Origin of the sequence: Clostridium luticellarii (assembly GCF_002995845.1) — a bacterium.
Classification (GTDB): domain Bacteria; phylum Bacillota; class Clostridia; order Clostridiales; family Clostridiaceae; genus Clostridium_B; species Clostridium_B luticellarii.
Genome location: NZ_PVXP01000018.1, coordinates 1 through 23,355 on the forward strand (window position 1 = coordinate 1; position 23,355 = coordinate 23,355).

At 32.7% G+C, this 23,355-nt stretch carries 28 protein-coding genes and 1 tRNA gene; 11 read left to right on the forward strand and 18 right to left on the reverse strand.

Features of this window, described 5'->3' with window-relative positions:
* Window positions 1-347: 347 nt before the first annotated feature.
* Window positions 348-1,151 carry a hypothetical protein gene (locus tag CLLU_RS08060; RefSeq protein WP_106009231.1) on the forward strand — a complete coding sequence of 268 codons (804 nt, stop codon included), beginning with the start codon at window positions 348-350 and terminating at the stop codon, window positions 1,149-1,151.
* Window positions 1,152-1,607: 456 nt separating this feature from the next.
* Here CLLU_RS08060 and aroD read toward each other — a convergent pair whose 3' ends face one another.
* From aroD to CLLU_RS08075, 3 genes are read right to left on the reverse strand one after another with little or no spacing between them, the layout of a single operon-like run.
* On the reverse strand, window positions 1,608-2,366 hold the full coding sequence (aroD, locus tag CLLU_RS08065) for a type I 3-dehydroquinate dehydratase (protein ID WP_106009232.1): 759 nt from the start codon (window positions 2,364-2,366) through the stop codon (window positions 1,608-1,610).
* A complete protein-coding gene (locus CLLU_RS08070; RefSeq protein WP_337955832.1) occupies window positions 2,287-2,862 on the reverse strand; it encodes a GNAT family N-acetyltransferase in 576 nt (191 codons plus the stop codon). The genes aroD and CLLU_RS08070 overlap by 80 nt, the downstream gene beginning before the upstream one ends.
* 31 nt (window positions 2,863-2,893) lie before the next feature.
* Complete coding sequence (locus CLLU_RS08075) at window positions 2,894-3,352, reverse strand: MarR family winged helix-turn-helix transcriptional regulator (protein ID WP_337955477.1); 459 nt, start codon at window positions 3,350-3,352, stop codon at window positions 2,894-2,896.
* Between the two features lie 203 nt (window positions 3,353-3,555).
* Between CLLU_RS08075 and CLLU_RS08080 the strand changes: the two genes are divergently transcribed.
* Window positions 3,556-4,230: an NAD(P)H-dependent oxidoreductase gene (locus CLLU_RS08080; RefSeq protein WP_106009234.1), complete on the forward strand. Its 675-nt coding sequence runs from the start codon at window positions 3,556-3,558 to the stop codon at window positions 4,228-4,230.
* Between the two features lie 71 nt (window positions 4,231-4,301).
* On the opposite strand, the gene CLLU_RS08085 is transcribed toward CLLU_RS08080, so the two are convergent.
* A complete protein-coding gene (locus CLLU_RS08085) occupies window positions 4,302-5,075 on the reverse strand; it encodes an SDR family NAD(P)-dependent oxidoreductase (protein WP_106009235.1) in 774 nt (257 codons plus the stop codon).
* Window positions 5,076-5,161: 86 nt separating this feature from the next.
* Window positions 5,162-5,488, reverse strand: coding sequence for a winged helix-turn-helix transcriptional regulator (locus tag CLLU_RS08090; protein ID WP_106009236.1), 327 nt, complete (start codon window positions 5,486-5,488; stop codon window positions 5,162-5,164).
* A gap of 113 nt (window positions 5,489-5,601) precedes the next feature.
* Here CLLU_RS08090 and CLLU_RS08095 point away from each other — a divergent pair, with 113 nt between their 5' ends.
* Window positions 5,602-6,390, forward strand: a complete 789-nt coding sequence (locus tag CLLU_RS08095; protein WP_106009237.1) for an amidohydrolase family protein — start codon at window positions 5,602-5,604, stop codon at window positions 6,388-6,390.
* On the opposite strand, the gene CLLU_RS08100 is transcribed toward CLLU_RS08095, so the two are convergent.
* From CLLU_RS08100 to CLLU_RS08130, 7 genes are all read right to left on the reverse strand, one after another.
* Complete coding sequence (locus tag CLLU_RS08100) at window positions 6,379-7,062, reverse strand: M48 family metallopeptidase (RefSeq protein WP_106009238.1); 684 nt, start codon at window positions 7,060-7,062, stop codon at window positions 6,379-6,381. The two genes, CLLU_RS08095 and CLLU_RS08100, sit on opposite strands and share 12 nt — an antisense overlap.
* Before the next feature lie 351 nt (window positions 7,063-7,413).
* Entirely contained in the window at window positions 7,414-7,839 is a 426-nt protein-coding gene (locus CLLU_RS08105; RefSeq protein ID WP_106009239.1) for a DUF2000 domain-containing protein, read from the reverse strand.
* Window positions 7,832-8,677 (reverse strand): helix-turn-helix domain-containing protein, encoded by an 846-nt coding sequence (locus CLLU_RS08110; RefSeq protein WP_106009240.1) that lies wholly within the window; start codon window positions 8,675-8,677, stop codon window positions 7,832-7,834. Before CLLU_RS08110 ends, CLLU_RS08105 begins: the two co-directional genes overlap by 8 nt.
* A gap of 366 nt (window positions 8,678-9,043) precedes the next feature.
* The gene (gene def / locus CLLU_RS08115) at window positions 9,044-9,496 is read right to left on the reverse strand and encodes a peptide deformylase (RefSeq protein WP_106009241.1); all 453 of its coding nucleotides are present in this window, start codon (window positions 9,494-9,496) and stop codon (window positions 9,044-9,046) included.
* Window positions 9,497-9,733: a helix-turn-helix transcriptional regulator gene (locus tag CLLU_RS08120; protein WP_106009242.1), complete on the reverse strand. Its 237-nt coding sequence runs from the start codon at window positions 9,731-9,733 to the stop codon at window positions 9,497-9,499.
* Window positions 9,734-9,977: 244 nt separating this feature from the next.
* Window positions 9,978-10,053, reverse strand: a tRNA-Trp gene (locus CLLU_RS08125).
* 46 nt (window positions 10,054-10,099) lie between these two features.
* The gene (locus CLLU_RS08130; protein WP_242977522.1) at window positions 10,100-11,038 is read right to left on the reverse strand and encodes a metal ABC transporter substrate-binding protein; all 939 of its coding nucleotides are present in this window, start codon (window positions 11,036-11,038) and stop codon (window positions 10,100-10,102) included.
* 200 nt (window positions 11,039-11,238) lie between these two features.
* Between CLLU_RS08130 and CLLU_RS08135 the strand changes: the two genes are divergently transcribed.
* From CLLU_RS08135 to rimI, 4 genes are read left to right on the forward strand one after another with little or no spacing between them, the layout of a single operon-like run.
* Window positions 11,239-12,543 (forward strand): HD-GYP domain-containing protein, encoded by a 1,305-nt coding sequence (locus CLLU_RS08135; protein WP_106009243.1) that lies wholly within the window; start codon window positions 11,239-11,241, stop codon window positions 12,541-12,543.
* Window positions 12,544-12,592: 49 nt separating this feature from the next.
* The gene (tsaE, locus tag CLLU_RS08140) at window positions 12,593-13,057 is read left to right on the forward strand and encodes a tRNA (adenosine(37)-N6)-threonylcarbamoyltransferase complex ATPase subunit type 1 TsaE (RefSeq protein WP_420536054.1); all 465 of its coding nucleotides are present in this window, start codon (window positions 12,593-12,595) and stop codon (window positions 13,055-13,057) included.
* Window positions 13,058-13,061: 4 nt separating this feature from the next.
* A complete protein-coding gene (tsaB, locus tag CLLU_RS08145) occupies window positions 13,062-13,772 on the forward strand; it encodes a tRNA (adenosine(37)-N6)-threonylcarbamoyltransferase complex dimerization subunit type 1 TsaB (RefSeq protein ID WP_106009245.1) in 711 nt (236 codons plus the stop codon).
* Window positions 13,769-14,218 (forward strand): ribosomal protein S18-alanine N-acetyltransferase, encoded by a 450-nt coding sequence (rimI, locus tag CLLU_RS08150; protein WP_106009246.1) that lies wholly within the window; start codon window positions 13,769-13,771, stop codon window positions 14,216-14,218. The genes tsaB and rimI overlap by 4 nt, the downstream gene beginning before the upstream one ends.
* 108 nt (window positions 14,219-14,326) lie before the next feature.
* Here rimI and tyrS read toward each other — a convergent pair whose 3' ends face one another.
* From tyrS to CLLU_RS08165, 3 genes are all read right to left on the reverse strand, one after another.
* A complete protein-coding gene (gene tyrS, locus CLLU_RS08155; protein WP_106009247.1) occupies window positions 14,327-15,550 on the reverse strand; it encodes a tyrosine--tRNA ligase in 1,224 nt (407 codons plus the stop codon).
* 239 nt (window positions 15,551-15,789) lie between these two features.
* The gene (locus tag CLLU_RS08160; RefSeq protein ID WP_106009248.1) at window positions 15,790-16,200 is read right to left on the reverse strand and encodes a hypothetical protein; all 411 of its coding nucleotides are present in this window, start codon (window positions 16,198-16,200) and stop codon (window positions 15,790-15,792) included.
* Window positions 16,201-16,336: 136 nt separating this feature from the next.
* Entirely contained in the window at window positions 16,337-17,485 is a 1,149-nt protein-coding gene (locus tag CLLU_RS08165) for an AlbA family DNA-binding domain-containing protein (RefSeq protein ID WP_106009249.1), read from the reverse strand.
* A gap of 286 nt (window positions 17,486-17,771) precedes the next feature.
* Between CLLU_RS08165 and CLLU_RS08170 the strand changes: the two genes are divergently transcribed.
* On the forward strand, window positions 17,772-17,933 hold the full coding sequence (locus CLLU_RS08170) for a zinc-ribbon domain-containing protein (protein WP_106009250.1): 162 nt from the start codon (window positions 17,772-17,774) through the stop codon (window positions 17,931-17,933).
* A 57-nt stretch (window positions 17,934-17,990) separates the two neighbouring features.
* On the opposite strand, the gene CLLU_RS08175 is transcribed toward CLLU_RS08170, so the two are convergent.
* Window positions 17,991-18,551, reverse strand: a complete 561-nt coding sequence (locus CLLU_RS08175) for an ECF transporter S component (RefSeq protein WP_106009251.1) — start codon at window positions 18,549-18,551, stop codon at window positions 17,991-17,993.
* A 196-nt stretch (window positions 18,552-18,747) separates the two neighbouring features.
* Here CLLU_RS08175 and CLLU_RS18740 point away from each other — a divergent pair, with 196 nt between their 5' ends.
* The 3 genes from CLLU_RS18740 to CLLU_RS08185 all read left to right on the forward strand — a co-directional run bounded on the left by CLLU_RS18740 (window position 18,748) and on the right by CLLU_RS08185 (window position 21,695).
* Window positions 18,748-18,903 carry a hypothetical protein gene (locus tag CLLU_RS18740; RefSeq protein ID WP_158255910.1) on the forward strand — a complete coding sequence of 52 codons (156 nt, stop codon included), beginning with the start codon at window positions 18,748-18,750 and terminating at the stop codon, window positions 18,901-18,903.
* A 119-nt stretch (window positions 18,904-19,022) separates the two neighbouring features.
* Window positions 19,023-20,009 (forward strand): phosphatase PAP2 family protein, encoded by a 987-nt coding sequence (locus CLLU_RS08180; protein ID WP_106009252.1) that lies wholly within the window; start codon window positions 19,023-19,025, stop codon window positions 20,007-20,009.
* Window positions 20,010-20,102: 93 nt separating this feature from the next.
* Window positions 20,103-21,695, forward strand: coding sequence for a peptide chain release factor 3 (locus CLLU_RS08185; RefSeq protein ID WP_106009253.1), 1,593 nt, complete (start codon window positions 20,103-20,105; stop codon window positions 21,693-21,695).
* Window positions 21,696-21,775: 80 nt separating this feature from the next.
* Here CLLU_RS08185 and trpS read toward each other — a convergent pair whose 3' ends face one another.
* The gene (trpS, locus tag CLLU_RS08190; RefSeq protein WP_106009275.1) at window positions 21,776-22,789 is read right to left on the reverse strand and encodes a tryptophan--tRNA ligase; all 1,014 of its coding nucleotides are present in this window, start codon (window positions 22,787-22,789) and stop codon (window positions 21,776-21,778) included.
* A gap of 128 nt (window positions 22,790-22,917) precedes the next feature.
* A complete protein-coding gene (locus CLLU_RS08195; protein ID WP_106009254.1) occupies window positions 22,918-23,292 on the reverse strand; it encodes a desulfoferrodoxin in 375 nt (124 codons plus the stop codon).
* Window positions 23,293-23,355: the final 63 nt, after the last annotated feature.

A 23,355-nucleotide genomic window follows, 5' to 3' on the forward strand; every position in this document is an offset into this window, starting at 1 on the left:
ATATATCATATTTGGATATCACAACTATGACGCTAAAACATAATATATAATGTAAGACGATATAACTTTTCCCATATAAATTATACAATTTTTATATCAATAAAAAGCACGAAAATTTCGAAGTAAAAAACAGAGGCTTTATAAATTATCTGTAAAAATATTTAATTGCTCCATTTTGTCAAACCAAAATATGTTTTTCCTCCCTATGAGTTATGTATTTTGTGTAATATCAATCACTTTCTCAAAGTGGAGAAAAATATAAAAGCCTAAAGGTTAAAAATTAAGTAAACCAATGCCTACGGTATACCGCAGACAGTTGAATTATAATATTTAAAGGAGGAAAATCTATGTCCATAAATTTCAATAAATTTGTGCCCCGTCCAGGTCTTGTAAATAAGCAAGGGCATTTACCGGATCCTTCAGAATTAGTTTGTGTAGAAGTTCCTAAAGTTTTTGATCAATGCTTGATTAAAAGATGTATTTCTTACAGTGAAGGACCTGATACAACTACAACAGATTATGAACTAAGAAGCAATCCACTAGAAGACCCAAAAATATACATTGGTTGCAGAGATTTTAAAATTACATTGACATCAATAGAAAAAATACCTCTTTCCTGCGAGGACGGCTTTAAAAAATTAATTATTTGTTACACCATTTCATTTTATGCAGATTATATTGACTGTAATGCAGTAAACAGAAGCGAACTATTTGAGATAAACAGACAAGATGTGATCGGCAAGTTTTACTGTCCGGATTCATTATCCAAAGCATCTGGCAGTAATAAAGCTTCCAATGACTCAAAAAATGATGATGACAACATTATAAAGCTTGAAATGGTAGCAGACGTACTTCAGGCTGTATTACATGAGGATGAAAAAAATTGTAAAGTTCTAGATATTACTTTGGGATATTATATCATTGTAAAATGTGAACTTGTAGTGCAACTGCTCATACCTGCTTATGATTATTGTCCAGTTCCTAAAGCTCCTTGTGAACCCGAACCTGAAGAAAATGTATGTGATAAATTCAACAAGGCACCTGTGCCAAAGTTCTACCCAGATCAAAATTTGACTCCACTATTCCCAGACTGCAGCACAGACTATGTACCAGATCCTGAAGAAGATGATGGAAGCGGCCATTGTGATTAGTTCAAACAGTATATTTAATTTTCAATTTTTAATATATGCACTATAATATACTTGAAAATTATCATTTAAAAATTTTAAAGGTGGAATTCTCTATTATCAATAGAGAAGCATATTAATCAAATTTCAAATATCTATATGCTTCTCTATTAACTATATATAATATTATTCTTCCAACACAACTACATATTTTCTGTATCCGCATAGTTCAATTGAACATATATTATTTATATTAATAATTACCCTGTCATTATTCCTGCAATCTTGAATTTCCAAAAAATTATTTTTTTGCACATCTACAATTGAAGATAATCTGCTCAGGATTTTCACCTACAAGCAATAAACAAAGTTCTAAGCATCAGATGGAGTTTTGACTCCACCTGATGCTTAGAAACCGTTATCCAGGGATGTAGCTGCTCTTTACTCCAACTTGGAGAAGTGGGAGTAAAGAGCAGGTAGTCATCTGATAAATCTAAGTAATTTATATAATTCATCTGCTTTTAATTGTCCCGGAGCAGATGCAGTCCTGGCTGATCCAAAAGTAACTGCCGATCCAAAAGTCTCGCCTGCTATTCTGCTTATAATGCCTAATGCTCCCATAGATATGGTAATAACTGGAGTTTTATAATGATAATATGTCATTTCCTCAGTAGCAGTTAATAAATTGAGAACATCCTGAGCATCGGAGGGCATTACTGCTATTTTAGGTAAATCAGCTCCCAGCTCCTGCATTTTACACATTTTAGATACCAGCTCATCTTTTTCAGGTGTCTTTTGGAAATCATGACTGGAAATAATAACTTTTACTCCATATCGATGCAGTTCATCTACCATTTCTCTTATAAATTCATCATTTCCAGTAGAAAGTTCAATATCGACAATATCAATGTTTCCAGTAGCTGCAACTGTTCTTTCAAGTTTTTCATAGTACTCTGTCGTAATCTCTTTTTTTCCACCTTCTTTAGCAGTTCTAAATGTAAATATCAATGGAATATCGCCTAAAATATTTCTAATTTGTACAAGAATTTTTTGTACCTTTTCCATATTCTCCACATACTCGTAATAATCAATCCTCCATTCTGCCAAATCAAAGTTAATTGTCTTTAGATATGATATTTCCTTCTTGATATCCTCATCCTCAGATCCCACAAAAGGTACTGCAACTTTGGGAATTCCTTCTCCCAGCTTCACATTTCTTACTCTCACTACATTTTTCATTTTTTTCCCTTTCTGATATCTGTAATATTTTTTCATAACAGTTAAATGGTTTATCTTTCCTTAAAAAATTTATCTCTCCAATAAAACTGTAACCACATTTTTTAAATAATGAATTCATTTTTGTATTTACTGAATATGTATCAGTTTTTAAATATCTGATATTGTTTTTCAATGCAAATTCAGCAGCAAATTTCAGCAATTCAGTACCAATCCCAATTCTTCTATAATCAGGATTCACCGCCATTCTATGGATAATTGCCGCGTCTTCATCTAATGTCCAATTTAACCTTTCATATTCAACCGGCTCTACTTTGTTAATACATACAAAACCACCTAACTTTTCTTCTCTTTCTAATACAAATAAATTCTTTTTTTCAATATCATTGATAAAATCCTCTTTTCTTGGATAATTCTCATCCCACTGATCGTTGTTGTAGCTGTGCATCTCCTCAATGGTCCGATTTATAATTTTCATTATATTTACTATATCTTCCATACTGGCCTTTCTTACCATATGATAATCACTCCTAAAAATTTTTTGTTTTTTTCCAGACACCCTCAATATTTTCTCTCATCTTTTTTACTGATTCATAAGCCGATTTTTTTTCTCTTTCATCAAAGTCACAGAAACAGATCTGTATATATTTATTTTCTTCGCCAATAATAAATGGGTATATCTTCTGTGCTTTTTCACTTGGATAGAGTCTCCACATCCTCTTGTCAGAATCATCCCTCTTTCTATTTATATAATCAGCTTCCATAAGTTTTTGTATAGCTTTTGTTGTGGTTGTTTTATCCACTTTTAGAAGATTTGACAGTTCCACCTGATTAACTCCGGGATTCTCACATATTCTGGTGAGAAACATGAACTGACCCTTCTGCAGTTTTATTTCCTTAAATTTCACATCACTCATAAAATTAATACAACGGGATAAAGCCCCTATTTCTCTCAATATATAATCATCTAAACTTGTTATTTTTTTCACCTCCTACAAATATAATTGAAAGTTCAACTATATTTATAATATCATAATATAGTTGAACTTTCAATTATTTAATTTTCCATACTCATATTTTTTTAATATTCAAAATTTTATTTTACTACTATCAATATAAGGTATAATAAATATATAGAATGCATTTAATGTAAACATACTGATCATTAATTTATGTAAAGAGGATGATGATTATGGATAAAAAATATATAAAAGAACAGGTACTATCAGCATATAGATTCAGACATGCCTGCAAAGAATTTGATGGTACAAAAAAAATTTCAGATGATGACTTCAACTATATACTTGAAGTCGGCAAATTATCACCCAGTTCTTTCGGATTTATACCATGGAAATTCTTGATACTTCAAAACAGTGAAATAAGGCAGAAAATATCACCTGTAAGCTGGGGTGCGAAACTTAAGCTTCCTGATGCAAGTCATTTTATAGTAATACTATCTAGAAAAACACCGGATTTAATATACAACTCCAAATATATATCACACATTATGGAAGATGTTCAAAAGCTTCCTCAAAATGTAATTGATGAAAGGAAAAAGGGATACGAAAATTTTCAAAAAAATGATTTTAAATTGCTGGAAAGTGACAGGGCAATGTTCGACTGGGGATGCAAACAGACTTATATAGCTCTGGGAAACATGATGACAGCTGCCGCACTTATAGGAATAGATTCCTGTCCTATAGAAGGCTTCAACAGAGACAATGTGGAAGAAATTTTATCTGAAGAGAGCCTATTGGATAGGACAAAATTTGGCGTTTCCTGTATGGTAGCTTTTGGATACAGGAAAAAAGAACCAAGACCTAAAACCAGGCCAGCACTTCAGGATTTAATACAGTGGATTGAGTAATATTTTTGATATCTTTTGATCTATTAAATAACAGGCTACAATAAAGCCTGTTATTTATCTTCAAGCATTATCTACAATCTTCTTATCAATTCCCACAACCACATCATGATTTCATGGGGAATGAATTTAGCTACTATCCTATGGACAAAACATATAGGCCCCGGTGTGGATACGGGAAGTCCTATCCTGCTGTCAGCAAGTGCCATACTCACCACATTCTTTACTTTACTTGCAAATATGAAATTTTTTATTTCTTTGCCATCCTTACTATGTTTTGCCTTGGAAATAAATTCAGTATCCCTAATCCAATAGGGACATACTGCCGTTACATGGATACCTCTTGGCAGTAATTCTATTCTGAGAGCCCTGCTGTACCTGTAAAGAAACGCCTTGGTGGCCGCATATACATTCAGATATTGAAAAGGCTGAAAAGCAGATGTTGAACAGATCTCGAGAATGCGGCTTTTCCTTTTCATATATGGCAGTACCGCTACAGTCATATCGACAGCAGCACGACAATTCAAATCTATCATATTGTCACTGTCCAGAAGATTTATATCCTTATAGCTCCCAATTCTTCCAAATCCAGCTGCATTTACCAGTACATTTACCTGCGGGTTTCGGGTTTTCAAATACTGCATAAAATAATCTATATTTTCTCTCTTAATAAGGTCAATAGGCAAAACCTGAACTGGAATATGAATACTGTCAGCCAATTCTTTAAGACGTTCCTCCCGTCTGGCAATAACCCAAATTTCACTAATATTCTTCTCTTTAGAAGCAATTTGATAAACAAACTCTTTGCCCAGTCCACTTGAAGCACCCGTCACTATGGCAATTCCCATTTTATTCCCCTCCTCATGGTTTAAACACTTTTCTACACCCTGAAGTCTTTATCGGTTAAATTTCAATATTCTTTGAAGAATACAAATTAAGTACTGTGATTTTTTCCCCATTCACACATAGCTTTTACAATGGGAATGAGGCTTTTCCCCTTTTCACTGAGAAAATATTCCACCTTGGGAGGAATCTGCATATATTGTCTTCTCAATATAACATTTTTACCTTGCAGTTCTTTTAACTGTGAACTCAACATTTTATGCGTAATTCCATCAATGTTTCTTTTCAGAACACCATATCTTACAGTTCCCATACACGCAAGAAGATAAATTATTTTCAATTTCCACTTTCCACTTATAACAGACAGAGTATATTCAAAGGGTTCTTTATTTCCTATATAGCAAAGCTTTTCCGACATGTCATTACTCTCCTTTATGATAGTATAACACAAAAAAGTGCATACTATTATTTATATTTATATTGTCTATAATGGAGATAATCAAATTTTTTAAAAGGAAGGAAAGAGTACTTATGATTATTGATGGACATTCACATCTTACTTTGCCTATTGAAGAACATATAAAAACCATGGATCGTGCAGGAGTAGATAAAACAGTATTGTTTTCCACATCATTTCATCCTGAATTGGATAAAAATGCACAGGAAGTAAAAGCTTCAATGCATTATCTCAATGATTTATTGGCCGGTAAAAAAGGAAACATGACAGAAATTCGCAAGAAATCAATTGAAGAACTGGTAAAAGCTATTAATCTATATCCCAACCGCTACATCGGTTTTGGTGCTGTCCCTCCAGGATTGGATTTAACCACTACAAGACAATACATTGCTGATAATATTCAAAAAAATCATTTAGCTGGAATGGGCGAGTTCACTTTAGGGAGTGGACAAATTTATCTTTTAGAAAATATTTTTAAATCATCAAATGAATTTGGTAATATTCCAATTTGGGTACATGCTTTTTTCCCTCTTACGCTGCAGGATATTAAAGAAATATCCAATTTGGCCAGCAAATATCCTTTTACTCCTGTTATTCTGGGACATTTAGGCGGAATTAACTGGCTTGAAACAATGGATATCGTAAAAGAAACTTCCAACTTATTTCTTGATACCTCTGCATATTACTCCACATTTGTTTTAGAAACTGTTATCAACGAATTACCTGAGAAATGTATTTTTGGAGTAGACAGGCCCTTCGGTGACCTTCAATTATCCAAGGAAACCATATTGAAGGTTGCTGAATCTCAATCCATTGCCAAGGCAGTACTGGGAGAAAATATGGCACAATTGCTAAAAATTTAATTCTTTTTTTATTACTCTCCAGTTAGGTAGAAATTTATCCATATAGCTTTTAAAGATCTTATTGTGATTTCTCTCCAGTAGATGAACCAATTCATGGACAACTACATATTCTAAACACACTGGGTGCTTTTTAGCAAGCTGAAGATTGAGCCATATACGCTTATCCTTTATATTGCAAGTTCCCCAGCGTGTTTTCATATTTTTAACCCTCCACTCAAGAACAGCAACACCCATAGTTTTCTGCCACTTTTCCAAAAGCTTTGGTATTTCTCTTTTAATATTTGCACGATACCACTTATTGACAACATCTGCACGCTGCTCTACTGTACTTATCCCACGTACCTGAAGTATCAGCCTGCTGCCGTCAATTTTTATATTATTACGAGCATTGGAGTAAACAACTTCCAAGTAGTATGGCTTCCCCCAGAGGAGAATAGTTTCACCCGAAACATATTTATTTTCACACTGCACAGGCCTATTTTTGTATTTATCCTGATGTTTTCTTATCCAGGATATTTTTGCAGCAATAAACACTTTTACAGCTTCATCATCCATATTAACCGGCGCCGAAACCCTCACTCTTCCATTTGGCGGCAATACTGACAAGTATAAATTTTTTATGTTCTTTTTTTGAACTTCAACTTCTATATTATCAATCGTCAAATTTCCCACTTAAATATTCTCCTCTCACTTTTTCTCCTTTAACTTTTCCGGTAAGCTCAACCATCTTTTCAGGCACTTTTCATAACTAGTAACTGCTGTTATTATAATAGCATTATCTATATCACACTTTCCATGCAAAACAGACACTCTGAATGAAGAGTGCCTGTTTCTAAAACAATTTAAATTTAATTATCCAAGGAGTAATACTCATTTTTTTCGCTAAGGATTTATTTCCCTAGGACACTTACATTATATGCATTATCTATTATAATTTACTGTCACTATTTGTAAACAATATACAAAATAAGTGCCGATTTACTGGAGAAGAGGTATCTATATTATTGTATTTAACTATTACAATTATCTTAATAAAGGCATACTCCCTGTTAGCTTATTAACTTTTTTCTTTTTACCGAAAATAGCAATTCCGAAATATGTATGTTGTTTTTCCAAAACAGCTGATACTTTTTGCAGATATTCGCTATAAACATTACAACTTTGCGCAATATCAGAAAAGTCAACTGCAATGACATCGTTAAAATCATCAGTATATAGGTCTTCTCTTAAATTTCTAATAGTGTGTTTATTGCCTTTTAAAATTGGTACCGGTATTGTAATAATCCCCAGATGTCTTTTACCAGAAGCATCAATAGCATCTTTACCGACTACTTCAGGAATATGCTTTCCTAAAGTAATACCTAATATTGCAGATGTATTTGCAATTACTCCTAACGGGAGATCTTCGTTGATTACCATAACACATTTTATATTTTCTTCTTTATCCATTTATATTCTCCTTATCTGAAAATTTATTTATAAAAATATTCATATATTGCTTCGGAGTTAAACCAATAAACTTTTTAAAAAATTTAGTAAAATGACTTTGGTCTGTAAAACCAGTTTTCAATGCAACCTCTATTGGATTATCTCCTCTTTCCAGAAATTTTTTAGCTTTGTCTATGCGAATACTCTCTAGGTAACTATACGGAGATATACCTTTTTGTTTGGTAAAAGAGCGTATCAAACTGTATTTGCCAACACCTGCTAAATCACTTAAATTATCTAACGTAATATTGTACATATAATTTTTTTCGAGAAATTCACATACTATTTTGATTTTTGTATTTGTACCCTGATTAGCAATTACAGGCACTGTTTTAGCATATTCAGTTATCAATTGCTCAATTATAAGCAAAAAAATTTCTTCCTTTTTAAAGCTTTTTTCACCTTCTGTAATCATAAAATATAATTTCTGTAACAACAGACCAATATCATTATTAAATATTACAGGTTCTATAAAATAAGGCATATACTTTTTACCAGTAATTTCAAGTACAATCTTTTTCATTACATAAGGCTTAATATTTAGACACCTATAATCAAGCGTTTTCTTATCCACCTGTTCACAAGTATGATTATCATAAGGATTAAACAATATTAAATCTCCACTTTTAATATCATATTTTTTATTTTTACAGGATAAATGCCGCTTTCCACTTTTAATGAATCCAATAACATAATATCTATGAAAATGGTTTGGAAACTTCTGTTTAATTCCTCTAAAATTATAAGTTTCTATATTCAATTCTTTATCTAGATAAACTGTTCTAGTTTCCTTTGACATTTTACAATACTCCTTTTTTCTACACGTTTTTAAATATATCATAACTAAATTAATACTTCTTGTATGATATTGATATTATATAAAGTGATTCATCGAAAATAAAATAACTTTGAAACCTGATAAAATACCATTCGATACCAAAGTAAACATAAATAATTCTAAAAAAAATAATAGATAGGCCTTTGCTCAGACTATCTATTATTTAGCCAAATAAATTTTATAAAGCAGACTAATTCATAATCTACCCTTCTTATTACTAATAGTATATTATAAAATATAAAGATTATACAAATAAAATTTATTCACTTTCCACAGTTTAGATAACCTCATTTACCAGAATATAATTTATTGTTAAATACAATAAAATTATTTGATATATTCAGTAACTAAATCCGTAAAAAGTATACCTTCTAAATGATCTATTTCATGGCAGAAACATTTTGCCAAATCTCCTGTACCTTTTAATATAATTTTATCTCCATTTTCGTTTAACGCTTGTACTGTTACTTTTTCAGGTCTCTTTAATTTTCCCACTACATTAGGAATACTTAAACATCCCTCTATAACTTCTTGCTCTCCTTCCTGCTTAATTATCTCTGGATTGATTAATTTTATAAGCCCCTGCCCCATATCTATCACAACCAATCTCTTTAATATACCTACTTGTGGAGCTGCTAATCCTCCACCATTTTCTGTATTATACAGGGTATCTGCCATATCATTTAAAATTTGTCTTATTCTATAATCTATCTTTTCGACTTTTCTACATTTTTTCCTTAATATTTCATCATCAGAAAATCTAATTTGCCTTAATGCCATTTAAACTACACCTCTACTTTGCTGTGCTCTAGATTTTCTTTCACTTTCTTCAAAAAGAAAAATATCCTCTATAGACTTATGAAAGACTTTGGAGATATCATAAGCTAGCCATATGGAAGGTTCATATTTTTCTGTCTCTATAGAATTAATGGCCTGCCGTGATACACCTATAATTTCTCCTAGCTGCTGTTGAGTTAATCCAAATTTCTCTCTGAATTCCTTTAATCGATTTTTCATAAATTATCACTCCTGTAATGTTAACCTTACATTAAAACTATATCATTATATCTCTTGTATATCAAGTTAACCTTACATAATAAACAATTTTACATTTTATAATAATTTTCACATTTTCTTACTATCATATACTGGTTTCTATTAAAAGTATATCTTTTTTTTATACGAAAAAAGAGCCAGTATTAAACTAACTCTCTCATTTTTTATGTCTTGTACGTTTTTTGTGCGGCTTTCATTTTTTAAATGGCAGGGGTAGAAGGCTTCGAACCCTCAACCAACGGTTTTGGAGACCGCTACTCTACCAATTGAGCTATACCCCTAAGACGTTATTTATTATATAATATACAATAGAAAATTGCAAGTTTTTTATCTCTTATAAATATTTTCCAAATTTTTAATATTGTATTTGAGAGTTTCCTCATAGGTAAGATCCCCGTTGTAAATTTCTATCTTTACGGCCTTTATATTATAATTTTTCAATACCTCTGCATTATTCTTCAACACCGTCTCATCATTATACAAAAATATGGTATTGCTGTTTTTTAACCTCTTATCTAAATTCTGTCTGGCAATCGGATCCGTCGGCATTATACTGCCGCTTTCTCCCGGGTTTATCTCCAGGGCGTTCAAATTATTGTACTTTATAAAATAACTGAGTTCGTCTTCAGCTACAATAAAATTATAATCGCTGAGCTGATCATCCACGGATTTTAGATTTTTCTTATAACTGTCAAGGCTTTTCAAAGTATCGGAAAAATTTTTTTCATAAATGTCCCTATTTTCAGGATCTTTATCCTGAAGTGCATTTTTTATATTCATAAGCATTATTCTGTAGTTATCTATATTGGTAAAGTAATATGGATTATATTTTAAAATTGTGTCATTATATTTGACTAAACTGTTATAGTTCAGAAACTGAACTCCCCTTGAGACATTGGTCACCCCAACCCTGCTCTTATTTAATTTATCCACAAAGCTATCTATCCACGGCTCAAAACCTGCACCCACATAAAAAAACAGATCTTTTTTGGATATATTGTTTACACTATCTTCTGTAAATTTAAAATTCATTTCACTTGTTCTATTATTAAACATATATTCTACTACGTGTCTATCTTTAGTTATAGATCTTACCATATTGTATAAAAGTTTATCGGTAGTTACTATATCCAGTTCCTTGTCTTTTCTAGCAGCTAACTTATTAACATCTTCATTGGTATTGTCATAGTTCTTATTACTGCACGCAGTAGTAAATATTATAAAAAAAAGTATGACTAGGCTCAATAATCTTTTCAAGTTTTTCACCCTTTTCCCTGCATTTTAAAACCAAAATGTATCATAGAATTGTCAATATAAAATTAAATAACAACAAATACATTTTACATAAAGTGATCTAACATTGCAAATTACTTTTCATATGTTTAACATCAATATGTTTATTAGCTTATTTTATTGTGATAGAATTATATGTATACAACTATATACCAGTAAATGGAGGTTTAACCATGAAAGTCAGTATTGATAAAACAATAAGGTCTATGGCAATAGCTCTCGATCTAGCTCAGATAAGTTCAAATTACAATAACTTTCCAGGGAATGAGCCTATTATTGAAAATATAACCAATGTAAATTACTCCGATCATAAATTTATGCACCATTCCCAAAGAACTACGTATATAGCACTGGAAATTGCAAATCATTTAAATCTGGATCAAAAATGCAAAGATAGAATTTACATATCTGCATTACTGCACGATATAGGTGCAGCAAACTTTCTTTATCAAAGTCATTCTACAAATATTTTTATAAAAGAGCATTGTAAAATTGGAGCTAGAATAATAAAATATTTTCCCATATTCAAGGAGCTATCCAATATAATACTATATCACCATGAAAATTTTAACGGCAGCGGGCCCATGAAATTATTCAAAGATAAAATTCCCATAGAAAGTCAGATAATAAGGATTTCTGATCTAATAGAAATATTATATAACGAAAACTTGTCTAATTTTCAACAAAAGGGTAATATTATAAAATGGATTAAAAGTAATTGCAACACGATTTTTTCCGAAACAATTGTAAATGCCTTCATGAAAAGTGCATCACACGATATATTCTGGCTCAATCTCCAAAATATATCATTTGCCAATTTCATATTGGATAAAATGCATCCGACTTTGGACATGTTTATGGACATAGATGAATTTGAGGATATATCCATGATATTTGCAAATATAATAGATAATAAAAGCACATTTACCGCAACTCATTCTAAGGGCATAGCAAACCTGGCCTATATAGTTTCAAAGCACGTTGGTTATCCTGAGGAAAAATGCCGTGAGATGAAAATTGCAGGACTGCTTCACGATATAGGAAAATTGGCCATTCCTCTCTACATACTGGATAAAAATGATTCCCTTACAGATGAGGAATACAATATAATAAAATCTCATGTATACTATACTAAAATAATTTTGGACAGAATAGAAGACATACCCAATATAAGTGAATGGGCATCAAATCATCATGAAAAATTAAACGGCAAAGGGTATCCCCGTGGTTTAAAAGCAGATGATCTATCTGAAGAATCCAGAATTATGGCAGTATGTGACATATACCAGGCACTTACAGAAGACAGACCTTATAGAAAAGGCTTGTATATTGAAAAAACCTTTTCTATAATGGACAATATGGTAGCAGATAATTTTATATGCGGTAAAGCACTGAGCTATTTAAAAGAGGTTGTATATAACTTCCCAAATCATTCCGGGGAATATACAGCTGCCTCCAACGATGATAAAGAACCATAAAGTGATTTTCTTCCTCCCTTTCAGGGAATTCAGATAAAATATATTGGAGATGAAACAATTGGAATATATTTTAAGCAGCGTGAAAGATACTGTAGAATTGGGCAAAAAACTTGGCAATCTGCTGAATCCCGGTGATATAATCTGTCTCAGAGGTGAGCTGGGTACCGGTAAAACCTATTTTACCAAAGGCATAGCAGCAGGTCTTAAAATAGATGAACCCATAACAAGCCCTACTTTTACAATAGTAAATGAATATGAGGGCAGATTAAAACTTTTTCACTTTGATGTATACAGGGTAAACGATATTGATGAAATATCAGCCATAGGCTTCGATGAATATATCTTCAGTGATGCCGTGAGTATTATAGAATGGGCTGATTATATAAAGGAACTGATACCAGAAGAATGTATATGGGTGAGTATTTACAAAATACCAGAAAAAGGTGGCGATTTCAGGAAAATAACAATAGAATATAAAGGTAACAGATATAATTATATAAAGGAGCTAAAATAGAAATATGAAAATTTTGAGTCTGGATTCCGCTACTGAATCCGCAACATGTGCTGTATTAGATGAATACAAATTATTTGGTGAAATTACCTTCAATTATAAGAAGCAACATTCCACGGTTTTAATGCCTATAATAGACAGACTTTTGAAAGATTTAAATATAGACATAAATTCTCTGGATGGATTCGTTGTTTCCAAAGGTCCTGGTTCATTTACCGGACTTAGAATTGGAGCTGCTGTAATCAAAGGGTTAAGCCAGGGTACGGGAAAGCCTTTCATAGGAGTATCATCTCTAGACGCTCTAGCTTATAATTTGTACTGTACTTCCGGAATTATATGTCCCATTTTGGATGCCTTAAGGGGAAATGTATATACTGCATTATATAATTTTGACAACGATAATTTAAATATTATAAGCAAATACATGATTATTTCCATAAACGATCTAATTGAACTATTAAATCGTCAAAATAAGCCTGTATATTTTCTGGGAGATGCGGTACCAAAATTCAAAGAAAAACTGACATCAAGAATAGAGGATGTGCATTTTGCACCTGTACATTTAAATGTGATAAGGGCCTCTTCATTGGGTGAATTGGGATTAAAGCTTTTAAATTCCGGTTTAAAAGACGATCTTTATACATTTGCTCCCTTCTATTTAAGAAAATCTCAGGCAGAAAGGGAATATGAAAAGAAACTGGAGTCTTTTAAAAAATGATTGATATAGAAATATGCCCTTTAAAAGCGGAACACATTGACAGTGTTGTTGCAATAAACAATCTGAGTTTTCCTACACCCTGGTCGAGAGAATCCCTTGAAAAAGAAATTGAGGATAACACCATTGCCAAATATGTAGTTGCCAAAAAATTCAACATAGTAATAGGCTACGCAGGCATCTGGTGCATATTAGATGAAGGTCATATAACAAATATAGCAATTCATCCTGAATATAGAGGTATAGGTGCAGGAAGTTTGCTTCTGGAAACACTTATAGAAATATGTAAAATTGAATTCATAACCAGCATGACCTTAGAAGTTAGAAAATCCAACCTAATTGCTCAAAATCTTTATAAAAAATATGGATTTGTCCAGGAAGGCATAAGAAAAGCATACTATGCAGATAACAAAGAGGATGCCATAATAATGTGGAAACATAATATTTAAAATAATATTAATCTGATCAAGGCTTATCCAGGGACAGCCATTCCCAGATATCTATAGATTTGTAAACTGAGGTAAGCAATGTTCTGCCCTGGATAAATTATATTCTATTTACTTTAGTGCAATTCTATTATAATTTTTCTTGCCCCTTCGAACCAGCATATATCCATCTTTAAAGTCATCTTCTGTGACAACATAATTAGGATCTGTAACTTTTTTATCATTTACAGTTAATCCATTTTGCTTTATAAGTCTCCTGACTTCACTTTTGGAAGGTAGTATATCCACATCAACCAAAAGATCAACTATGAAAGATCCCAGTGAATCCTTATGAATTTCAACAGTAGGTACATTGTTCATATCCTGCTGTCCCCCAACAAACAATGCCTCGGCAGCTTTTTTAGCTTTTTCAGCTTCCTTCTCACCATGAACAATTTTAGTAACTTCATAAGCCAGTATCTTCTTGGCTTCATTTATCTTTTCCCCTGGAAGTGATCCAAGTCTTCTCACTTCATCCATCGGAAGGAAAGTCAAAAGTGCCAAACATTTTTCTACATCAGCATCATCCACATTTCTCCAGTACTGATAGAAATCATAAGGTGACGTCTTTTCTTTGTCCAGCCACAATGCTCCCCCTTCAGTTTTTCCCATTTTCTTACCGTCACTTTTGGTCAAAAGGGTAAATGTCATTCCATAAGCAGGCTTATGCTCTTTTCTTCTGATCAAATCCACTCCTGCAATTATATTTGACCACTGATCATCTCCGCCAAATTGAAGCACACAGTTATATTTTCTGTTTAATTCCAGAAAATCATAAGCCTGCATCAACATATAATTGAACTCGAGAAAAGACAGTCCCTTCTCAAGTCTCTGCTTAAAGCATTCTGCTGTAAGCATTTTATTTACAGAAAAATGGACTCCTACCTCTCTCAAAAAATTGACATAATTCAAATTCAACAGCCAATTGGCGTTATTCTCTATAATTGCCTTTCCATCCTTCAAATCTATAAGCCTTGAAAATTGTTTTTTAAAGCAGTCCACATTATGTTGTATTCGTTCAGGAGTAAGCATTTTTCTCATATCGGTTTTACCGGTTGGATCACCCACCATACCTGTGCCTCCGCCAAGCAGTGCTATGGGCCTGTGACCAGCTTTCTGCATATAACTCATAACCATCATCTGCAGAAAATGCCCCACATGAAGACTGTCTGCCGTTGGATCAAAACCTATATAAAAAGTTACCTTTTTCTTACCCAATAACTCCCTTATCTCTTCTTCATGAGTAGTTTGTTTTATGTAACCACGCTCTAATAATATGTCATAAACATTAGTCAATCAAAATCCCTACCTTTCAAATAATCAGTACAGCTACTATAAGTTATAGTATATATTTAAAAATAATTTTTTTCAATGTCATGTCCATAATGCTCCATTGTATTGATTTCATAATCATAATTATACCCTAAAACAGAGTTATTATTATCTTTTACTTGAATAAAATATTAAGGCTGGAAAGGTTTCCAGCCTTAATTATATAAAATATCAAATTTTTTTCAACCCAATAATACAGAGAATTATGCTACATACTTCATAATAAATTCAGGTATTTTTTTCTCTTCCTCATTTATACTTATATAAAAGTTAACTCTATATTCCGCTGACAATTTCTCAATATCATAAAACAAATGCGACATATCTTCAGGATCTCCATCTATGATATTAAACAATCCATCAATAAAAATTGTATCAATATCATAGTCCTCTGAAAGTACACCGCATAAAAAGCCATAAAATGTTTCCATTTTTTTTAAATTAAAATCACTGGTAACTACAAACCTTATTTTCCTGTTCAGATGACATAACGGTCGCTTGTCATCATCTACATAAACAACATGCCCCCTTCCTATATCCGCTTTCTCGTTGGCCAAGTTAATAAACTCCTTAGTTTTTCCCGAACCTCTCTTGCTGCAGAATACATGAATCATCTTTATCACCCCTTAATTTAATATTTAGGTGCCATCCTTATAAGTAAATTATATAATGTTCAGAATATTTTTTCAATAGCTATGCACACTATTTGTATTAAAAATATTATATATTTACATAACAACTGACATATCATCATTTAAAATTTTTGATACCTGGATATATTACCTTAAAATTGAAATTTTTTATGGAGTTTATAAATTTGACCTTCCCCTTGTTTTTGAATTCTTTTCTTATTCTATTAAAACCTGATGAAATACTAATTGATCTTTCCTTTGTATCCAAAGCTATTATCTTTTCGTATATCCACATATTTCTATTGGCATAATTATAAAAATCCGTATTTTTTCTATTTATCAAAATGCCCGGACTGGTGATAACTATACTATTATAGCCCAATACAACCTCAATACCTCTAGAAAAATCAGAATAATCCCTGTATACCACCGCTTCTCTTATTCCCTCATCCACAGCTTTTACAGGATATGATTTGACATTTATGATCTTCCTTATTATGTGTTCTGCCTCATCCATCATGGAAATAAGATCTCCTTGAATTATGACCATGGGTTTTGAATTTCTATTAATATTATTTACTATTTTTATCATATTATGTGGGATACATATATTATTGATTTTAGAAAAGATGAGCAGTCCACCTAAAGTGGCCATATATTTTCCGGAATTTTTGTCCATATAGATTATTGAAGCATTTTCCATAAGTTCCAACCTATTCTCGTGGTTAATTTCTATCCCCTGGGATAAAAAATATCTGTTCACTATGCCATCATCTATACAATTCAAATCACTATGCGGTATTGGACACAATTCCACATTTATACCTAGATTTTCCTGAAGTGCGGAGATTATTTCCTGTTTGCGCATGGTATCATTAGTCGAACCTCTCCTTATATAAAAAGATCCATTATCTCTCATCTGATAAGGTTTTTGAGGACTGTCATATATACTTATAACCGCCACATCCCTGCCATTATACTGCAAAATTTCAAGTGAAACCGGTATTGGAGGATCAATCCTTGAACTCACTATCTGCTGTATTTTTTCCTCGCTGAAGTTTACTTCACTGATACCGACTATCCTCTTGGTCTTATCCTCAATTCCTATTATAAGATATCCCCTTCCCCCTCTAGAATTAGCTATGGCACATATATCTTTGGCCAGTTCCTTTCTTCCACTGTCATTTTCCACGTTTATGCACTGCTTGAAATCCAATTTAGGTCCTTCTGATCTTTTTAACAAACTAAGAAATTTTTTTATATTCATAAAAACAACCTCAATTTCAACATATGCTTTTGTATTCTATTATATATTACTCTTGTTAAAATTCCAAATACACTCACTTATATCTGTACTGTACTTGAGTTATATCAACGAATGGAGAAGGGCAATATTTTCTAAAACATTGCTTTTTTATTAGAATATGGTATAATTACTTTAGAGTTTTGCTCTAATTATATAGGTCAAATTTTTTCAAGGTACTATATTCTCCTTAACCTAGGAGGTAGATTATCAAGAATAAAATTAGTCCTGGTTGAGGAGGTTTATTTAAATGGCAGATAAGACAATTGTATGCAAGGACTGTGGAAAGGAATTCATATTTACTGAAGGTGAACAAGAGTTTTACAAGGAAAAGGGATTTGAAAATGACCCCGTAAGATGCCCTGAATGTAGAAGAAAGAGAAAAGCTGAAAAGAATAGAGCGAGAAGATAAAAATAAAGAGAGGATTTCCTCTCTTTTACTTATTATCATGAGAATTGTTTGATGCCGTCATTTTACTGCATTAACTTTTTTCAGAATTTTTGCCAGAGGAAGTGCTATGATAATTCCAGCAATACTCTGTGCAATATTTCCAGGGATTTCTGCTGCTGATAAAACAAACGCCTGATAGAAATTTATATTGCTCACATAATGCATCAGCAGAACTCCAGCTGTATAATATGCAGCTATCATCCAAATGCAAGCCATAATAAATGCCAGCACATTGTTCCAAAGCTTCTCTCCATTATATTCTCCCCTATAGGCAATGGAAGCTGCAATCCATGCCATAATGCCCTTTATACAAAATGTAAAAGGTGCCCAGATAGCATATGGTGAAAGAATATCAAACAAACTCATTCCTATTGCAGCTGATAAGAAACCTTTTTTCCTTCCCAATAATACAGCGGCTAAAAGTACCATACTGTCTCCAAGGTGCACAACTCCTTTAAACACAGCTCCAGTTGGTACATTGATCACTGAGGTAGCAATATAGGTTACTGCAGCCATAAGGGCCACTTGAACCATATCCCTAACTTTTAAACTACTAATACTTAACTTCTTTTGCTCCATTATAGTCAATCCTCTTTCCTCAATATAAATTAAGTACTATTATATTTTGATTTTTTAAAAGTTCAAAATGTATGGATACATTTTTCTATTAATAACTTTCACTCATAAGGGAAATACTATTTCATGAGAAAACAGTTCCTAAACCCTGAGGTAAAATTTATCCATATAAAACAATTAGATTCAAAAGGAGGAAATTATGGTATTTCTCAAATGGCTCTGCAGCCTTATGCTCGTATTTTTTTTAACGGCATTAATGCTAAAGGCAGGAGGATTATTTATAAATATTCTGCTTTTAATATGCACTTTTGTATTCATGCTGGATACACTGGTAATTAGAAAAAAGCATATATAATTCTACAATCTTCTACTGATTCCCTATGCATTTAAAAGACAGCAAGTATACTAAATATTTAGTGTACTTGCTGTTTTACTCATGCTATAATTTATTTTGTATTAGGGAGGTTATATATTATGGAAAAATTTATCAATAAGGAAATATTGGGTACTGCAAAATATATACTGACGAAATTTGTAGAAATATTAAGCAAGTATTATTTTGTATTCATAGGTTTGTTTTTTTTACATAAGGCTTTACATCTGATCTCGTACCCATCTATCAGTTTAACCAGTAAAATATATGTATGTATGTTTGTATTGATATGCTTCACTGCTTATAAAGACATCAGACAGGATATTAAATTAATTCCTTTTTTGATATCTTGCTTTATTTTTTTTATGTTCGTATTTTTTATAAATAAACATGGATATCAATTTTGGGGAAAAATGCTGAGATGGCAAATGAGAAAAAGTATAATAGTAAATTTAAATCCTATTTTCAGAAGTATACCTTTTAATGATGGAAGTTTTACAAGGATATATAAATCAGAAACCTTAACCTGGTTCTTCAGGATGGTATACAACAATGGCTTTGTACTGCCTGTGATGCTGGCAATATATAGATCCGCCCTGATTAAGGATTTTGGCAAAATGATTCGCTACGCATTATCTGCACATATTTTACAAGTATTTTTAATAACACCATTTTATCTTGTTTTCCACCTGCAGGAAGTGTGGTATGTACTCGGACAACCCGATGGACTTAACAGACATTTAACCCCTCATGCTGCCGCGGGTATTACTCTCAATTGTTTTCCATCCATGCACACATCCATATGTTTCGCCATGTTTCTGCTTGTTCTCAAAGAAAATAGCAGAATATTCAAAGTTGTATATGGTTTTTTCTGCCTGAGTGTAATATATTCAACTCTATATCTGGAAATCCACTGGGTGCTGGATATTATTGGAGGCATGGTTCTGGCATACGTAACTGTAAAATTATCAGGATTTATATTAGACAAGCTTAAAATGTTACTTGAAAAACCTTTGAATATATTTTACTACAAAAATGTAAAAACTATTTATGTCAATAATTATTATTTATATACCATGAAAAATTAATTTGTTTTTTACTCCATCAAATGACGTTGACATTAATATATAATAAAGTTAGAATCAGTAATGAAACTAATAGAGAATAGGAGAGAAAAGGTATTGGCAGACTTAATAAAAGAGATAGAAAAAAGAAGAACTTTTGCAATAATATCTCATCCAGATGCAGGTAAAACAACCCTTACTGAAAAGCTGCTGCTATATGGAGGAGCTATAAGGCTTGCAGGTTCAGTTAAAGCCAGAAAAGCTTCAAAACATGCAGTATCGGATTGGATGGAAATAGAAAAACAAAGGGGTATTTCCGTAACCTCATCAGTAATGCAGTTCAATTATAACAATTATTGTATAAACATACTGGACACACCCGGGCATCAGGATTTCAGTGAAGATACATATAGAACTTTGATGGCAGCAGACAGCGCTGTAATGGTCATCGATGCTGCAAAGGGAGTGGAAGCCCAGACGAAAAAATTATTTAATGTATGCAGCTTAAGGGGAATTCCCATATTTACATTTATAAATAAAATGGATAGGGAAAGTAAAGATCCCTTTGATCTTATGGAAGATATAGAAAATGTGCTGGGTATAAAATCCTATCCCATCAATTGGCCTATAGGGTCAGGAAAAGATTTCAAAGGTGTATATGACAGAAAAAGAAATCTGATAGAAGCCTTCAATGGAGGAAATCACGGTCAGACTGCAGTGACATCTATAGAGGGTACCGTGGAAGATGCCGCATTTAAAGATCTGCTGGGAGAACCTCTGCACAAAAAACTTCAGGAAGATATAGAACTTTTAGATATAGCCGGAGATGAATTTAATATGGAGGAAGTCAAAAAGGGCTTACTCACCCCTGTGTTCTTCGGAAGTGCCCTCACAAATTTTGGAGTAGAACCCTTTTTAAAAGAATTTTTAAATTTAACCACACCACCACTTCCTAGAAAATCCGACATTGGAGAAATAAATGCTTTCGATTCCAAATTCTCGGCCTTTGTATTTAAAATACAGGCCAATATGAATCCAGCCCACAGAGATAGAATTGCATTTATGAGAATATGTTCTGGAAAATTCAAAAAGGGAATGGAAGTATTCCACATGCAGGGGAAAAATAAAGTGAAGCTCTCCCAGCCACAGCAATTTTTGGCTCAGGACAGAGAAATAGTAGAAGAAGCCTATGCAGGAGACATAATAGGTGTATTTGATCCAGGCATTTACAGTATAGGAGACACTCTCTGCTCTCCTGACAAAAAATTCAGATTTGAAAGTATCCCTGTTTTCGCACCGGAACATTTCGCCAGAGTTAAAACCATAGACACCATGAAAAGGAAGCAGTTTATAAAAGGAATAACGGAGATTTCCCAGGAAGGTGCCATTCAAGTGTTCAAAGAATTGAATATAGGCATTGAAGAGATCATCATCGGCGTAGTTGGACTTCTTCAATTTGAAGTTCTGCAATACAGGATGAAAAATGAATACAATACAGATATAAAAATAGATGTTTTGCCTTACAGAGCCATAAGATGGATAGAAAATTCCAAAATTCCACCGGAAAATCTGATTCTAACCAGTGACACAAAAAAAGTAAAAGATTTAAAAGGAAGAGATATATTGATATTCCAAAGTGAATGGAACATCAGCTGGGCACTGGAACATAACAAAGGTCTGGAACTATCAGATATAGGAAAAACAGAATAATAGGAAGGGCAAATTACTGCTATACTATAGCATATAACTTGCCCTAATTTACTGCACCCTTATTTTAGGTATCTAGAATTTTACCTCGACACAGGTATAAAGCCTATCTTTTTCTGCATCTTCCTCAAAATTTTACTTGACACATAGTATGCTTTTTCTGCACCCTTTTTATATATCTCCTCCAGATACTTTTTATTTTGAAGCAATTCATTAACCTTATCTTGTATTGGAGAAAGCTCTTTTATCAAAGCTTCTGCCACATCATTTTTAAATTCAGCATATCCTTTCCCCTCATATTTAGCTTCTATATCTTCACAGCTCATCCCTGTAACTGCACCCAGTATATTTATTAGGTTTTTTACACCGGGCTGACTGTCTGTGTATTTCACCACACCTACACTATCTGTAACACATCTATTTATCTTTCTTCTTATAACTTCAGGAGAATCCATAATCAGTACATAACTATTAGGATTACTGGAGGATTTAGACATTTTTTTTGTAGGATCCTGCAGATCCATTATTTTCGCTCCCCCTTCCGGAATATATCCTTCTGGCAGTGTGAATGTAGGGCTGTAGGCATTATTAAATCTTTCAGCTATATCCCGTGTAAGTTCAATGTGCTGCGTCTGATCCTTACCTACAGGTACAAGATCTGCATTGTAAAGTAATATATCTGCAGCCATAAGCACAGGATAATTGAGAAGACCGGCACTTACAGAGCCATTTCCATCCTCATATTTTTTTGATTTACTCTTGTACTGGGTCATTCTCTCAAGTTCACCCACATAAGTAAAGCAATTTAAAAGCCAAGCTGCTTCACTATGGGTAGGTACATGGGACTGAATGAATATGGTATTTTTCTCCGGATCTATACCTGCCGCCAGATATATGGCCAGGACTTCAAGAGTTCTTCTCCTCAAATCCTTGGGTTCCTGTCTTACAGTTATGGCATGCAGATCCACCACGCAAAAATAGCAATCATATTTGTCCTGAAGTTTTACCCAATTCTTTAAAGCTCCAAAATAATTTCCTATTGTTAAATTCCCCGAGGGCTGAATTCCGCTAAATATAACTTTTTTACTATTTTCCACAATTATTGCCTCCAATGTTACAATATTATTATATATTTTACTATAAATATTCAAAAATTGCCACATTAATTTATCAATTGTAAAAGCCTTCCCAGGTTTCATGGGAAGGCTACAATAAAAAACAAATATTATTTTTTCCAAAGTCCATGCAAATTACAATATTCTCTTGCAGCTATTACTTTTTCATCCACTTTGAATGTTGCTTCAGGTTTCTCACCTGGTTTCAAATACTTTCTGTAGATTTTATTTTCAGTATGAACTTCAATCCACTGAATATAATGTTCTGGAAGCATTGGATGTTCAACTGATCCAACTTTAACTTTTACTCCTCCAGGTATTTCCTCAATTACAGGAACATGTTTCTCAAGAGCAGCATCTACGGTATTCTCCTCTATCAATTTCATAGGCTTACCGCAACAGACTAAAGTTCCACCACCTTTATAGAGAACTTCTACTATGTTACCGCATATTTCACATTTGTAAACTTGTTTAACCTCTATCATAACCAATTCCTCCTTATAATTATTATATAATATAAGTTCTCCATTATAGTGAAAAATCCTCCT

Coding starts and splice junctions, on each gene's coding strand:
- CLLU_RS08170 (WP_106009250.1), top strand. CDS start 17,772: ATGGCAGATAAGACAATTGTATGCAAGGACTGTGGAAAGGAATTCATA.
- def (WP_106009241.1), bottom strand. CDS start 9,496: ATGGCATTAAGGCAAATTAGATTTTCTGATGATGAAATATTAAGGAAA.
- CLLU_RS08105 (WP_106009239.1), bottom strand. CDS start 7,839: ATGGATAAAGAAGAAAATATAAAATGTGTTATGGTAATCAACGAAGAT.
- CLLU_RS08070 (WP_337955832.1), bottom strand. CDS start 2,862: ATGGAAGATATAGTAAATATAATGAAAATTATAAATCGGACCATTGAG.
- CLLU_RS08120 (WP_106009242.1), bottom strand. CDS start 9,733: ATGAAAAATCGATTAAAGGAATTCAGAGAGAAATTTGGATTAACTCAA.
- CLLU_RS08095 (WP_106009237.1), top strand. CDS start 5,602: ATGATTATTGATGGACATTCACATCTTACTTTGCCTATTGAAGAACAT.
- CLLU_RS18740 (WP_158255910.1), top strand. CDS start 18,748: ATGGTATTTCTCAAATGGCTCTGCAGCCTTATGCTCGTATTTTTTTTA.
- CLLU_RS08180 (WP_106009252.1), top strand. CDS start 19,023: ATGGAAAAATTTATCAATAAGGAAATATTGGGTACTGCAAAATATATA.
- CLLU_RS08165 (WP_106009249.1), bottom strand. CDS start 17,485: ATGAATATAAAAAAATTTCTTAGTTTGTTAAAAAGATCAGAAGGACCT.
- CLLU_RS08080 (WP_106009234.1), top strand. CDS start 3,556: ATGGATAAAAAATATATAAAAGAACAGGTACTATCAGCATATAGATTC.
- CLLU_RS08090 (WP_106009236.1), bottom strand. CDS start 5,488: ATGTCGGAAAAGCTTTGCTATATAGGAAATAAAGAACCCTTTGAATAT.
- CLLU_RS08135 (WP_106009243.1), top strand. CDS start 11,239: ATGAAAGTCAGTATTGATAAAACAATAAGGTCTATGGCAATAGCTCTC.
- CLLU_RS08085 (WP_106009235.1), bottom strand. CDS start 5,075: ATGGGAATTGCCATAGTGACGGGTGCTTCAAGTGGACTGGGCAAAGAG.
- rimI (WP_106009246.1), top strand. CDS start 13,769: ATGATTGATATAGAAATATGCCCTTTAAAAGCGGAACACATTGACAGT.
- CLLU_RS08160 (WP_106009248.1), bottom strand. CDS start 16,200: ATGATTCATGTATTCTGCAGCAAGAGAGGTTCGGGAAAAACTAAGGAG.
- CLLU_RS08110 (WP_106009240.1), bottom strand. CDS start 8,677: ATGTCAAAGGAAACTAGAACAGTTTATCTAGATAAAGAATTGAATATA.
- CLLU_RS08195 (WP_106009254.1), bottom strand. CDS start 23,292: ATGATAGAGGTTAAACAAGTTTACAAATGTGAAATATGCGGTAACATA.
- CLLU_RS08060 (WP_106009231.1), top strand. CDS start 348: ATGTCCATAAATTTCAATAAATTTGTGCCCCGTCCAGGTCTTGTAAAT.
- tsaB (WP_106009245.1), top strand. CDS start 13,062: ATGAAAATTTTGAGTCTGGATTCCGCTACTGAATCCGCAACATGTGCT.
- CLLU_RS08175 (WP_106009251.1), bottom strand. CDS start 18,551: ATGGAGCAAAAGAAGTTAAGTATTAGTAGTTTAAAAGTTAGGGATATG.
- tsaE (WP_420536054.1), top strand. CDS start 12,593: ATGAAACAATTGGAATATATTTTAAGCAGCGTGAAAGATACTGTAGAA.
- aroD (WP_106009232.1), bottom strand. CDS start 2,366: ATGAAAAATGTAGTGAGAGTAAGAAATGTGAAGCTGGGAGAAGGAATT.